The following is a 13,588-nucleotide window of genomic DNA, read 5'->3' on the forward strand; positions in this document are numbered from 1 at the left end:
CCCGCGGAGCGGGTACCTGAGCGCTGCGCGCTCAGGAGAGAACCGCCTCGCTGCGCTCGACGGGGCTCGGCTTCGCCGAGCCAGAGCCGGCCCTTCGGGCCGGGGTCCTGCGCTTCGCTCCGGACGGGTTCGGGGTTCCGCTGCGCTCCACCCCGAACGGCCCGCTCCGCGGGCCCGGGTGACCCCGTTTCACGGGGTCCGGGCCTGCGGCCCGTTGGGCGGGTCCGCTCCGCTCCCCCGCCCCAGGCCCTTCCGGCTCCGCCTCCAGGACCAGCCCGCTCCGCGGGCGCCAGCAGCAGGGAGGTGGGATGGTGCCACGGTCGGCTGTGGTCTGCGGAGCTCCCGGTGCTGGCCAGGCCGGGGCTGAACGCCGCCCGCGGCTTACCGGTGCTGCTGTAGCGGATGACGAAATCCACTGTCATCTGTATGCCTTCCTGCCAGCCGGGTGACGAGCAGCGTGGAGCATGCGAGCCATCGAACGGGCCACGTCCGGTGGCTCCTTGACTGCTTGAGGGGATGACAGCGGGCGCTTCGCGCCCTGGACGGCCATGTCCGCTGCGCTCCCCCCTGCCGTGGCCCTGCTGGCAGCAGTCACCCGGTGGTGGGTGACTGCCTGTCATGGGGTCAGGGCTTCAAGCTGTTGGGTGATGCGCTCCAGGTCGTCGGCCTCGCCCTCGTACGCGGGCCCGTCCGGGTGGTGCCGGAGCTCTCGCAGGGAGGTGATGTGGTCTTCCTGATTAATGGCGAGCAGGCGGTGTTGGCGGTCGTGGGCGGAGGTGTAGCGGGCGCGGCTGATGGGCGCGCCGTGCAGCGGGAGCAGCGCGGTGTGGATGTACCAGCGTCCGGCGGAGCGGGCGTAGTAGTGGATTTCGTCGTACGGGTCGGTTCCGTAGCGGTAGGCGCGCTCTTGGTAGGCGAAGACGACCAGTCGTCCATGACTCAGTTCAACCCAATCGCCGTCGACGGCTTGAATGGTCAGTGGCTGCCCGTCGGGGGCGATCTCGGTGACAGAGGTGCGGCGGACGCAGAACAGGACATCGGCGCCGGTTTCGGTGTTGGTGAGGATGAGCCGCTCGTCTGGGAACCAGTGGTCACCCTCGTGATCCCGCCCGTGGGGGCACTCCCATTCCGGCCGGGCGAGGTAGCGGCCATGGGCCTGCGTCTGGCTTCCGTGGTAGTCGACGATGAAGGTTCCCATGCGAATGCTTCATTCTACTAGCCGGATTGAAAATGGAGATGATCACAAGTCCCGGTGAGCCGGAGGCGGGACTTCCCCGGCCCCGGACGCGAGTCCGGGGCCGGGCGCGGTCTTTGCTGGGCCGTCAGACGGCCAGAAGGCGGAAGGCCCGCTCCATCACGTCGTCAGCGGTTCCTGTGATCACCCGCTCGGCGCGGACTGCGGTTTTCGCGGCGGGATCCGCTCCGCGTGCGGGGGCCACATGGTTGGCGTACTCCGTGATCGCGTTGTACCCCGCCCACGCCGTGCCCCGGATACCGGCCTGCGTGTCCGCCTGCTCGAACAGGTTCCGGATGCTGGCCCACCGGGTGTCCCGGTTGGTCTTCTTCCGGGCGCTGTCGCTCCCCTCCAGCGGCCAGAGCTCATCCACGATCTTCCGCAGGCCGGGTGTGGACATCTCCACGTCCAGCATGCGCTGCGCCGCCTTCTCGAACTCCTCCGCGTAGCGGAACGTCAGCCCCAGGGCCTGGCGAGCCTGCGCGACGCGGGCGCGGGCGCCCGAGGTGTGGCGGACGGTGTAGCTGCTCTTGGTGTTCCGCAGGGCCGCACGCAGCGTGTTCGCGCAGACGACCCGTACCGGGGTCACCACGATGCGGAACGCGGTGCTGCCGTCGTGGGAGTTGAACGCGGCAATGTACAGGTCCACCGCGTCATCGCTGCCGATCGTCATGTTCTGGGGCAGCTTCATCGTCAGAAACACCTGTCGGCCGCCCTTGAGTGATCCGGCCGTCTCGAAGTGCGCGCCCGACTCGTCCACCAGGTGGTTGAGGAACTCGGCGTGCTCCTCGTTCTGCATGGGGGTGTAATCGGGGCCGACCACACCGAGTGTCTCCGGCTGTCCGGTCTTGGGGTGGGTGCGCACGCTGGCCCGGTGGTTCGGCACGTCGAGCAAGGTCGTCCCCTCGGCCGTCATCTCGGTAGCGTGCAGCCCGACCAGCCGGACGTTCCAGCTGTCCAGGGCGGCCAGACCCATCGCCTCCTCGGCCGTCATTGCGCTGGTGGTCACGGTCCCCAGGTTGTGCCAGGCACTCTCCCGCGCGCTCACGAACGCGGCGGTACCGTCGCTGAACTGCTCGATCTCGTGTGCCATGACTCTCCTTCGATGCGGTGTGATACGTACGTTCGGCCGGGGCGGGGGTGCCACTCCCCGCCCCACAGTCGGCTGGCATGGCATGCCGGCCTCGGGGCTGTGCCAGGGATTGGCCCTGGCACAGCACTGGGCATGGGTCAGGTGGGGTCAGCAGACGCGGAATCCGCCCCGGGTTTGGGCCTGCGTTAGAAATTGGATCCAGGACTCCCACGGGCCGAAGTCCCGCCCGGCCTCCTCGCGATCCTCCGAGACCGCGCCCGCGTAGGCCCTTAAGGCGGCCTCGATCTCCCGCGGGCTGACCAGCCACGCGTCATTGCTGCACAGCTTGTAGTGGGCGATCCCGGGCCCGCCTCGGTCCGTGGTACGGACCGCCTCCACAGCAGCGCTCACGCGCGCACGGGCCGCCTCCTCGGCCTGGCGGACGGCCTCGTCATCAGGCTCCTTCTCCAGTGCCGCGCGCGCCTCCGTGTACTCGGCCACGTCGGGCCACGTGGGCTCGTCCTCGAAAGTGAGCATCCCGAACGCGCCCATCAGCTCGCGCGCCGTACCCATGTCCCAGACGTTAAAGCGGTAGTACGAGCGGGTGGCGACATCGATCCTCTGGTAAGCCTCCAGAACGCCCGTACCGGTCGCACGAGCCTGCTTCAGCCGCTCATGGGCCTCCTCGACGGCTATGCGCTCCGCCTCACCGGGGCCGTCCTCGACGTACATGTCATAACCCATGGTCGGGTCCTTTCGGAGTCTTCGGTCTGGGCCGGGAGTGCCACGCCCCCGGCCTGGTCGGCCGCCCCGGGTCTGAGGCGGTCCGGATGCCGTGCAGGGGCCAGCCCGTGCACGGCCTGGGAAGGTCAGACGGTGAGCGTCGGGGCGTCGTAGTTCTCCATGCCGGGCTCGGGGCCTTGCAGCTCCCCGTCCGGGCCGAAGCAGTACGCGCTGAACGACTCCCCCGCCGTCAGGGGGTAGGCCACCAGATCAAGAACGCGCCACGTCCTGACAACCGTCCTGCCGCTGGCCAGCGAGGTCCGCAAAACCACCACCGCCATACCGCCGTTCAACGCAGTCCGCAGCAACAACATCGCCACGTGGTGCAGGTCCGGGTCCTCGCTGTCATCGTCGAGGTCCGGCCCCGCCACGTTGCAGGCGTGCCAAAGGGTGTCGCCGTCGCGCAGATAGGTGACGGACAGTCCGTGCATGCCCACCCCGGCCGCGCGGTGTAAAGCGCGCAGCAGGCGGACATTCGCTTGAGAGAGACGATCAGGGTGCGCGACATCGGCATTCACGCTCCATGTGCGTGGCCGGGTGCGGCCCGCTCGCCGCACCCCGCAGGGTGGGCAACACCGGTCAGGACGACGCGGCCAAAACCTGGCGGTCCAGGTCCGACGCATTCGCGTGCGCCAACAGGCGGTCCAGCAGCACCAAAGCCTGATCGAACGTGAGTCCCTCCACGCCGCGGGACGTAGCCGGACCGGTGAACAGCGCTCGGCCCACCACAGCCTGCGGGCGCCGGTACCGTGCCAGCAAGCCCTCAACCGGGCAATTCACGCCGTGACCGCACTGCGCGGCGTAGTGGTCGCTCCACATCACCAGCGACTCCGTCAGTACTTCGTGCGCGACGGAATCCGCGGCCAGCACACCCTGCGGAGTCATCGCCAGGTACCAGCCCAGGACATGGAACCCGCCCGCAGGCGAGACCTCCACAGCGAAACGATCCGGACGTAAAGACATGGCTGTCCCTTCATCAGGGGGTGTGATTTCTCGGTCCGGTGGCCGACTGCCACCATCACCAACAAGACAACTATATCAATCGCTTCACCATGATCACCACTGGTTGAAGCCTCTCAGAAAAGGAGGTTTCCGCAGGCCAGAGGGTGTAAAAGCCCGGGAGCTGGGCACGGTGGGTCCCGTGCTGGCGCACCTCTGACGCTGCGCGTCAGAGGCAAGGGATACGGCAGCGCGAAGCGAGGGCGCGGGTAGCGAAGCGGACCGCGCCCGCCTGCCGTGTCCCGCAGCGCGTGAGAGCGCGCAGCGCTCGGTCCGGGACGCCGCGAAGCGGGGTCCCGGCACGCGTGCGTGGCAGCGGGGGAGCGAAGCCGACCCCGCTGCCACTGGGGGTGCGGGGAGCGAAGCGGACCGCACCCCCACCGCCGGCACGGTGCCCACCGAGCCCAGCCCCCGGGAAGAACTGCCCGCCGCGGCGGTCCACCGCAGAACATCCCGCAACCCGCACAGGTCGGGCGCCGCCTAAAAGCCGAGGCCGCGGAGCAACGCAGGCACCCGGGCCGGCTCCGGCCGGAGTCCGGATGCCAGGTAGTGGACACCCTCCCCCGCCGGGCGCGCGCCGGTGTCCTTGCCGATGGGGTGGCGCCGGCTCGTCGCCGTACGCCAGCCGTACCGCTCATCCCACACCAGCGCAGGCACAGCCGCCCGGCCGGGAGCAAGCTGAACGGCGGCAGCCAAGACCCCGCCCTCCAGCTCCACCACCTCCACCTCGACCGCCTCCGCAAGGCCGTCCACCGCAAGAGCATCTGCGACCGCCTGGACGTACGGACGCACCTCCCGCATACGCAGCTCCGTCTCCGCCGCGGCCAGCGCCCGGCGCCGGACGATCTGGGGGTAGCCGAGGCGCTCGGCGGCCAGCCGCGGATCCAGGCGCGGATCGCGCTCGAGAAGATCAGCGATGCGGCGGCCGCGCAGCACCGCGAGGCTCTTCATCGCCGTGGTCATCGCCACCCCCAACTGCTCCACAACTGCAGCCGCAGTAATAGCCGGGTCGGCATCCAGGAGGTCCTCGGTGCGGAGCAGGATCTGATCACGCGGCACCATGTCGCCGCTACCCCGCGGCCGGCCGCTGCCGTGCCGCACACCGCGCCCCGGACGCGAGTCACGGAAACGGCGCACCACCCCCCGCGGCCAGTGCTCCACGCCCGCGACCACCACCAGGTGCTCAGCCACTGCCGGATCGCGCTTGTAGGTGCTCCATGTACTCACCCCGACATTCAGCTCCTGCGCCGCCTCATGCCGGTCCAGCAGATCCTCATCATCCTCACCTGCAGGGAGCGCCAGCACCTCCTCGCCGGCCAAGTACGCCGCCGTCTGCTCCCCATCCCACAACAGCGTCTGCGCCTTCGGCGAGCTGACCGGATCAGGAAACCCCTCTTCGGCATAAGGCCTGTTGTTCCTCAGCGTGCCCACCGACACCCCCAGCGCCTGCGCCAAGCCGACAACCGACTGCACACGCTCGCGACGACCAGCACGAATCACCCGGAACCCCTCCCAGAACGGCTTCAGCCACGGAACCAAGCCGCAGCACAGGAGAGAACTATAACGACATGACTGTCATTGTCAGGGCGCAACGGCCAACCTGACAACGTGACTCCGCCAGCTGTCCTCCACAGTCGTGAGCCTTCCAGGCCAACGCCCTTGCCACCCGCCACCGCGGAAGTGGGCGCCGGGCACATTCACTTCAACGACCGACACCCTCCCCCCTGCGCTCCCCTGCTTCCCCCTCCCTCCGTTCGATCCCCCCTCTCCTCCGTTCCCTTCCCCACCTCTCGTCAGCCCCTTACCCCCAGCCCTCGCACCTCGTGCAACCCGCTTCCTCCCTCACTCTCTCCTCCCCCTCCTACCTATAAGTCCGGCTAGTCACCGGCTGCATTTGCTGGTCTGACCAGGCACGATGCAGCCAGACCCCAGAAACCGCTTACCCCCTTGTTTACCCCCATGTCTCCCCCCTCTTTCTCCCCCATGTCTCCCCCCTTTGTTTACCCCCCGAGGTGCACGCGCGTCCCAGACCGCAGGCAACGGTCCAAGCGCCGCCCACCGGCTCCCCCCCTGGGGGGACTACCGACCCCACCGACGCGCTGCCCGCGGCGAACGCTCCAGACATTGGCTGGCTGATCTTCGTCACGCCGTCTTCGCGCACCCGCAGCCAGTAGGTTAGCCAGGTGGACATCTCCTCGCTTCCTCATTCCTTCCGGCTGCTCGTGACGGGCGGAGGAACCGGTGGTCACACCTACCCGGCCCTGACCGCGATCCGTACCTTGCAAGGGCGTCTCACGGCCGCAGGCAGCACGCTGGACGTCCTGTGGATCGGGACAGCAGACGGGCTCGAGGCGCGGGTCGCTCCGGCGGAGGGGATCGGGTTCAAGACGGTGGTAACAGGGAAGATCCGTCGCTCGGCGAACCTTCTCAAGATGCTGTCGGCGGCAAACGTGAAGGACATGGCCCGGGTGCCGCTCGGCGTCGCCCAGGCGCGGTCGATCGTGTCCGATTCCCAGCCGGACGTCGTGCTCGCGACCGGCGGGTACGTAGCGGTACCGGCGGGGCTGGCCGCACGGCTGAGTAGGCGTCCTCTGGTCCTGCACGAGCAGACAGTCCGGCTGGGCCTGGCCAACCGGAAGCTCGCGAGCTCCGCGACGCGCGCGGTGTCCTCGGAGTCCTCGCTGGCGCTGCTACCCGCCGAAGTACGCGGGCGGGCAGTCGTCACCGGCAACCCCGCACGGCCGGAGGTGTTGACCGGTCACCCGGACAAAGCGGTGGAGGCGCTGGCCTTGCACGGCTTCGACCGTCGGCTGCCGACGGTCTACGTCACCGGCGGAGCGCAGGGCGCCCAGCAGATCAACGCTGTCGTCCGGGATGTGCTCCCATGGCTCCTAGGCCATGCAAATGTGATCCACCAGTGCGGTCCGGCGAACGTGGACGAACTCCAGGCAGCCGCCGCGGGCCTGGACCCGGTACTCGCCGACCGGTACCGCCTGGCCGGGTTCGTCGGGGCTGAGCTGCCCGACGTCCTGGCACTGGCCGATGTCGTGGTGTCCCGCAGCGGAGCCGGGACTCTGGCCGAGCTCACCGCGCTGGGCAAGCCCGCCGTGTTCGTGCCGCTGGCCGCCTCGGCCTGGAACGAACAGGCGCACAACGCCCAGCACCTTGCTGATGCGGGGGCCGCAGTCGCCCTGCTCGGCGAGGTCACCCCGCAGACCTGCAGAACGCCGTCAACCGCTCCTGACCGACCCCGCCCGACGGGCGACCAGGGCAGAGCGGGCTCATGCGCACGGGAGGCCGGACGCCGCCGACCGGCTCGTGGACGTGCTCCTGACCGCGGCCGCCAGCTAACCTGTCCCCACGCAGCAGCTACCGGAGGAGCTCGGCGACCGTGCTCGACCAGGTTGACGACCTCGGTGAAGGCCTGGGGGGCCTTCCCGAACGCTCGCGCGTGGGCGGCGGCATCATTGCCTCGGCGTCGAGGAGATGGCACTGGCAGCCGGGAACGAGGTGGCCGACCCGCTGGCACTCCCCGCCCCGGTGCAGTTGCACCAGAGCGGGTTAGGAGGTAACGCGGAGCGTCAGTTCGCGAAGCTGGCGGCCGGTGGTAGTGATGTCGTATCGGCGCGCGTTATTGAGAGCCGCCTTGGTCAGGTCCTTGTGCCGGTGGATTTCCCGGCCCATCTCGTCTAGGACCATGGCCAGTGAGCTCGGGTCGCCGGGAGTATATGGAACGCCAGCGCTCCCGAGGACTTCCCTCACACTGGGAAGATCGGAGTAGGCAACCGGAAGTCCGTGGGCTTGGGCCTCAATGAGGACGAGCCCGAAGGCCTCCAGACCCCTGGTCGTGAAGACGAAGGCGTCGAAGTTCGGCAGGCGGCGCCATAGTTCGGGGCGGGGTAGGAACGGCTCGAACTGGACTCGGTTTCGGAGCCCGAGTTCGATGGCTCGCTGTTCCAGGTGCTCTCGCAGGGTTCCTTGTCCGATCACGGTCAGGTGGTGTGGGTGGTCGGTCAGGGAGAGGGCATCGATTGCGGTGATCGTGGATTTGTTGTCGTCGAGCCGACCGGCGTGGACCAGAGACAGTGGTCCGGTTCCGTCAGGCGGTTGGTCGCGTACCCGGGCGGAGCTCAAGGGGATGCCCCACGGGATGACGGTGAGCCGATCGGTAAATCGGCGTCGGGTGAGACGATCGATGCGATCTGCGAGGGCGGAGGTCGGGGCGACGATCGCGGTGCTTGCGGCGGCAACTTCATGCAGGGTCTCGCGTTCCTGCTCGTTGCGCTCGGCCGCCATCACGTCGGGGCCGTGGGCAATGGAGATGATCGGGATGCTGCCGGCGGTTCGGGTGAAGGCCAAGCTGAGAGCGAAACCGAGGTACTGGGCGTGGATGGCATCCGGCCGGGTCTTCTCGATGAGCGCACCGACCTCTCGCGTCAGCTCCTCGAGGTAGGGGTCAAAGTCCGGGCCATGGGGTCGTTTGGTCGTGGAGAGGGTGATCAGCTGATCAAACGCGGCGCTCCACGCCTGATCGACCGGTTCTCTGCCTAGGAAGGTCGTGTGGGTTTTGGGCATCGCGTGGTAGAGGTCGTTGGCGAGGATCATGCTCCCCGACGAGGGTTCGCAGGGGCGGTTGATGCCGGTCAGGATGTTCAGGAGCCTGGTGGTCATGCGGGTACCCCGTTCATGGGTGACCGTCGGGTGGGGATCGGCGATCGGGCTACCGGGGCCAGCTCGACTGGTGATTCGTCGGTGGCGTTGTACGTCTCGCGCTGGCGGGGTGGTGCCCACCAGGACGCGAGGTGCGGGGTGAGGGCGGCCATGATCTCCTCGTCCGGGTGCAGGTAGCCCTTGCTGTCCTGTCGTGCCGTCCATACTCTGACTACCGATCGGGGGTAGGCGGGATTGATCCCTATTTCTCCCTTGGGGATGACTCCGTTGAACGGGGTGGGGATTCCTTCGTTGTTCCAGTAGTCCCATGCCTCAAGGGCTTTGGTTTTCTCGAAGCAGTGGTACAGCTGCTGGTAGCGGGCCATGTACCGGATCTCGCGGAAGACCATCTGGCCGATCAGTCCAGGCGCGGCTATCCGCAGCGTGCTGAGATCGGCGCTCTGGAAGGTGACCGATGCCGCATCCTGGGTCGGGTGCAGCGCAGCCCGGGCGAACAAATGGGACAGCCTTCGCCGGACGTACTCGGCGACTCCCTGGCCGAGAGCCGGCTCTATGCCTTCGATGAGCTGGACGAGCCGATGATGGCGCGGACTGAAACGGGACAGGTCGAACAGCTGGTCCATGCCGTCCACGGCGGCGAACGCGAGCCGCTTGTAGAGCCAGTTGTTCAGCTCTCCCGCCTGGGCGCAGGTCTTGGTCTCCGGAGTGACGGAGTGGAGCATCAGGTACTCGGACAGAACCTCGAAGTACAGGTAGCCGAGGAATGGCACGTGGGCCACGGCGGCAGACAACTGGTCGACGAACTCGGGCGCCGGAGTGGCACGGCCGGTGGCGTTGCCCAGGGCGAGGTCGAGGAACACGGCCGCGGCGCGCAGCCCGGCCAGCATGGCGCGTTCGAGCTGGTCGTTCTCGGCCTGGGTGAGGAAGCTCTGGTAGCGCAGGTAGGTACGCAGGTGGATGGCACCGAGATGCAGGTAGTCGACGCCCTTGGGCCGGATCGGTGCATCCGGGGTGACCTCGAAGATCATGGGCGTGGTGGACGGCTTCGTCCGTATCAGGTAGGCGCCGAGGTTGTGTGGGCGCAGGCCCTCGCGCTGACTGGCGAGAGGCGAGCAGTACAAGGCCCCGACCAGGCAGCCGGCGGAGACGTGTAACTGCCGGCTGGCGCGAATGGCGTCGATGCCCCTGGTGACATGCAGCAGGTACATCGGCTTCCCGCTGACGAGCGCTTCGGTCATCGAATTGTTCCGCATCAGCCAGCCGTTGGGGGTTGAGCGTTCCAGGTAGTGGCGCCAGTCGCCCTCGCTGTCGGCGAGCGAGGCAGGGGTGCGACGCTGCGAGGGCACGGTGTAGTCCGTGTGGGCGTGTTCCCATTCGTCGCGCAAGAGAACTCCTGGGGATGGAGGATTGGCAGCCGGTCAGGGGGAGCCGCGAGAGGTTAAAGGACCTCGACGTTCGCTCCGGACATGCGGTTTCGGCAGTCGAGAACCCAGGCCGCGTGCTGCTGGATCATGGCGAGGTCGAATCGTGCGTGGTCCATGAGGAGCACCACGGCGTCGGCGGCCGCGACCTCCTCCAGCGTCGCGTCCACCCGGCGAACCGTTAGCTCGGTACCGGCGTTGTCCGGGATGTTGGGTTCGGCGCCTCGGACGTCGGCGCCGAGGCTGGTCAGGAGTTCGGCGACACGTGCCGACGGTGAGTTGCGGAGGTCGGTCGCGTTGATCTTGTAGGTCAGCCCGAGCAGCAGGATCCGGGCCCCCGTTACGGCCACGCCGCGCTTCTCGAGTGCTGTCACGACACGCTGGACGACGTAGTCGGGCATGTGGCCGTTCACGTCGGTGGCGAGTTCTACGAAGCGGAAGGGGACGCCCAGGTCTTCCCGGATCTTCCACGCGAGGAACAGGGGGTCGACGGGCAGGCAGTGCCCGCCGACTCCCGGCCCCGGGGTGAAACGCGTGAAGCCGAAGGGTTTGGTCGCGGCGGCGTCGATCGCCTCCCAGATGCTCACGCCAAGGCGGTCGGTCAGCGTCGCCAGCTCGTTGATCATGGAGATGTTGACGAGCCGGAAGGTGTTCTCGATCAGCTTGGCCAGCTCGGCCACCCTGGGCCCAGACACCGGCACCGTGGTGTGAAAGATGCCGTCGTAGAACTCCTTGATCACTTCGAGTGATGTGGCGTCGATTCCGGACACCACCTTCGGTGTCCCCTCGAACGACCACCGCACGCTCCCCGGCGCGATGCGCTCGGGACTGAATCCGACCCGGAAGTCCGCCCCGCCTTTGAGGCCCGAGGTCTCCTCCAGGATCGGCAGCAGCAGTTCCTCGGTGGTGCCGGGATAGGTCGTGGACTCCAGGACCACAGTCGCACCGGGGCGCAGGTGCTCGCCCAGGGTCCGGGCGCAGGCCTCAATGTAGGTCAGGTCGGGCACGCCGTCCCGAAGCGGGGTCGGCACCGTGATCACCGCGATGTCATAGCCGGCCAGCTCGGCAGCGTCGGCGGTCGCGGCATACGCGCCGGTATCCAGCACCTCGCGGAGCCGCGAGGAGGCCACGTCCTCCACGTACGAATCGCCGGCGGCGAGCTGCTGGACGCGGTGCGCATCCACGTCGTAGCCGACGACACGGTGCCCCACCTCTGCGGCACGTACGGCCAGCGGAAGCCCTACGTAGCCCTGACCAGCGACAACTATCTGCATGGCAGCTCCTACTCGATTGCGGTGCTTGAATGGACCGTCGTTCCTGATCTGGCAAGGAGATCGCTGTGCCCCTGGTGTCTGTCGTGATGCCCGTGTACAACTCGGCAGCGACGTTGAGCGCAGCGGTCCGGTCGGTTCTCACGCAGACCCACAGCGACCTGGAGCTGCTGATCACTGACGATCAGTCCTCCGATGACTCCATGGACCTGCTCCGCGAGTTCGCCAAGCGGGACGAGCGTGTCCTGCCGGAGTCGGCCCCCGAGCGGGGCGGTGCGGGCTTGGCCCGCAACCTCGCGATGGAGCGGGCCCGCGGGGATTACATCGCCTTTCTCGACAGCGACGACATGTGGCTTCCGGAGAAGACCGAGAAGCAGCTCGCCTTCGCCGCGGAAGGCGATGCGCCTTTGACCTTCACCTCGTACTTCAAGATGGACGCCGAATACGACGGCGAGAGCACCGACTGGGTCCCGAACGGCCGGGTGGTCCGCGCGCGGGAGCACGTGGACTACCGCGCGATGCTGCTCCAAGACCACATCGGTGCTCTCACCGCCATGTACGACCGCAATGTCCTGGGCACGAGGCTGATGCCGGAGATGCGCAAGCGCCAGGACTATGCCCTCTGGCTGTCAATCATGCGCGACGGCTTCGACGCCCGGGGCCTGGCTGAGCCGCTTGCGGTGTACAGAGCCCACCAGGCGGGATCGCTGTCCTCCAACAAGCTCTCGCTCGTGCAATACAACTGGGCCCTGTACCGCGAGCACGAGCATCTGTCGGTCCCGCGGGCGACGCGGGCGCTGGCCGGCGCTGTGTGGCAGTCGCTACGCAACTCACGCATCTAGTCCCGTACACGGGCCCGGCGGCCCCGGTGCGCGAACGTTCTCCGGGTAGTTGCCGACCCGGGCCCCGCCCCATGGCCGTGCCGCGTGCTCGGCGGCTGGACCCGGGGGCGGGGCTCGGTGGATCACAGGTGCCGTCGTCCGGCTACGCGACCGGGCCTGCACTGACCGGCGCACGCAGGAACAGCTGGAGTAGCAGCCGCCGGTCCGCGGCGGGAACGGCCTCCTGCCCGCTGTGGAGCGCCTCCCGGCCATGCAGGAAGCGGCGCTGGTTCACGATGAGGTAGTCCCCGGGCTCGAGCATGAAAGAGACCTGACCCCGAACGAGTTCCTCGGCGAGCTCGCGGGCGGCGTCGGCGTGCGCCTGGCCAAGCTCGGACCGCTCCAGCATCTTGGCGGTGAACCGGACGAACCCCTGGCCCGGGTCCGAGCCGTCCAGGATCGGAAACGGGTTGCACTCCTCGCCGACACTGTGCAGGTCGAAGAACGTCCCGTAGTTGTAGGCGGTCTCGGTCAGGAGGGCGCGGCTGTTCGCCGACAGGCGCGCCACCGCCGCGTGGGCGTCGGAGAGGATGCTGGGGCCGCCGCCGAGCGGGTCTGGGCGGACGCACAGGAGCGTGGTGTAGTCCGGGGGCCGAGTGCCGTTCACCAGGTCCATGTGGAACGCGTTGTATCCGATGCCGCTGGACTTGCCGGGGTCCTTGTCGACCTTGACCCCGATGTCCTTCCAGAGGGGCCACCGCGGGAAGGGCGAGAAGGGGACGGCTACCTCAGCCGCGAAGGCCGTCGCCAGCCGCAGGAACCGGTCCTCGGTTCCCAGGGCCTTGGCGAGGTTCCCCAGGCGCAGCACGGCGTATCCGCCGCCCTCCCCGGTCAGTGCGTGGCGCAGGGTCGCGGCGGTCTCCTCGAAGCGCCGGGTGGCCGTCAGCTCGGTCCGGTACTCCTCCATGGTGGACTTCGCCAGGAACGAGCCGTCCAGCTCCCACGGCGGGAGAGGAAGGTCGATCAGAGCGGCTTCGAGTTTGCGGGGGATGTCGATGAACACGCGGAGCATCCTGTCTCTTGGGGTTTTCGGAGTGTCGTTCGGGTGCCGCCCGTATTGCCGCCCGCTCCCGCTGGTGGATGGGCTGGAGCTCGCGGCTGGCCTCGGCGTAGGGGTCGGGGATGGCAGATTCCGGGGGCGCCGAGGCCAGACGGATCAGGACCCGAGCGCGTTACCGGTTCAGGGGCGAGCTGATGCCGTGAGGGTTAATCGGCATGAGGAAGGTGTCCTCGATGGGCCCGCCGTAGCGGGCGGC

Annotated in this window: 11 protein-coding genes and 1 pseudogene; 2 read left to right on the plus strand and 10 right to left on the minus strand. The window is 68.2% G+C overall.

What is annotated here, in order from left to right; translation table 11 throughout:
* Window positions 1–616: 616 nt before the first annotated feature.
* From AB5J51_RS00005 to AB5J51_RS00030, 6 genes are all read right to left on the minus strand, one after another.
* Window positions 617–1,198 (minus strand): hypothetical protein, encoded by a 582-nt coding sequence (locus AB5J51_RS00005; RefSeq protein WP_369776263.1) that lies wholly within the window; start codon window positions 1,196–1,198, stop codon window positions 617–619.
* Window positions 1,199–1,322: 124 nt separating this feature from the next.
* Complete coding sequence (locus AB5J51_RS00010; RefSeq protein WP_369776264.1) at window positions 1,323–2,327, minus strand: DUF932 domain-containing protein; 1,005 nt, start codon at window positions 2,325–2,327, stop codon at window positions 1,323–1,325.
* A 147-nt stretch (window positions 2,328–2,474) separates the two neighbouring features.
* Window positions 2,475–3,050 (minus strand): hypothetical protein, encoded by a 576-nt coding sequence (locus AB5J51_RS00015; protein WP_369776265.1) that lies wholly within the window; start codon window positions 3,048–3,050, stop codon window positions 2,475–2,477.
* A gap of 125 nt (window positions 3,051–3,175) precedes the next feature.
* A complete protein-coding gene (locus tag AB5J51_RS00020; RefSeq protein WP_369776266.1) occupies window positions 3,176–3,607 on the minus strand; it encodes a hypothetical protein in 432 nt (143 codons plus the stop codon).
* A 61-nt stretch (window positions 3,608–3,668) separates the two neighbouring features.
* Window positions 3,669–4,052 carry a hypothetical protein gene (locus AB5J51_RS00025; RefSeq protein ID WP_369776267.1) on the minus strand — a complete coding sequence of 128 codons (384 nt, stop codon included), beginning with the start codon at window positions 4,050–4,052 and terminating at the stop codon, window positions 3,669–3,671.
* A gap of 516 nt (window positions 4,053–4,568) precedes the next feature.
* The gene (locus AB5J51_RS00030; protein WP_369776268.1) at window positions 4,569–5,627 is read right to left on the minus strand and encodes a DUF6292 family protein; all 1,059 of its coding nucleotides are present in this window, start codon (window positions 5,625–5,627) and stop codon (window positions 4,569–4,571) included.
* A 683-nt stretch (window positions 5,628–6,310) separates the two neighbouring features.
* On the opposite strand from AB5J51_RS00030, the pseudogene AB5J51_RS00035 reads away from it, so the two are divergent.
* Window positions 6,311–7,439, plus strand: a pseudogene (locus AB5J51_RS00035) (glycosyltransferase).
* Window positions 7,440–7,649: 210 nt separating this feature from the next.
* Here the strand turns inward: AB5J51_RS00035 and AB5J51_RS00040 are convergent.
* From AB5J51_RS00040 to AB5J51_RS00050, 3 genes are read right to left on the minus strand one after another with little or no spacing between them, the layout of a single operon-like run.
* The gene (locus tag AB5J51_RS00040; protein WP_369776269.1) at window positions 7,650–8,759 is read right to left on the minus strand and encodes a glycosyltransferase family 4 protein; all 1,110 of its coding nucleotides are present in this window, start codon (window positions 8,757–8,759) and stop codon (window positions 7,650–7,652) included.
* Window positions 8,756–10,144: a hypothetical protein gene (locus AB5J51_RS00045; protein ID WP_369776270.1), complete on the minus strand. Its 1,389-nt coding sequence runs from the start codon at window positions 10,142–10,144 to the stop codon at window positions 8,756–8,758. Before AB5J51_RS00045 ends, AB5J51_RS00040 begins: the two co-directional genes overlap by 4 nt.
* Window positions 10,145–10,197: 53 nt before the next feature.
* Complete coding sequence (locus AB5J51_RS00050; protein ID WP_369776271.1) at window positions 10,198–11,454, minus strand: nucleotide sugar dehydrogenase; 1,257 nt, start codon at window positions 11,452–11,454, stop codon at window positions 10,198–10,200.
* A gap of 65 nt (window positions 11,455–11,519) precedes the next feature.
* Here AB5J51_RS00050 and AB5J51_RS00055 point away from each other — a divergent pair, with 65 nt between their 5' ends.
* Window positions 11,520–12,293, plus strand: coding sequence for a glycosyltransferase family 2 protein (locus AB5J51_RS00055; RefSeq protein WP_369776272.1), 774 nt, complete (start codon window positions 11,520–11,522; stop codon window positions 12,291–12,293).
* A gap of 142 nt (window positions 12,294–12,435) precedes the next feature.
* On the opposite strand, the gene AB5J51_RS00060 is transcribed toward AB5J51_RS00055, so the two are convergent.
* Window positions 12,436–13,335, minus strand: a complete 900-nt coding sequence (locus AB5J51_RS00060; protein ID WP_369776273.1) for a TauD/TfdA family dioxygenase — start codon at window positions 13,333–13,335, stop codon at window positions 12,436–12,438.
* Window positions 13,336–13,588: the final 253 nt, after the last annotated feature.

Origin of the sequence: Streptomyces sp. R33, assembly GCF_041200175.1 — a bacterium.
Lineage (GTDB): Bacteria > Actinomycetota > Actinomycetes > Streptomycetales > Streptomycetaceae > Streptomyces > Streptomyces katrae_B.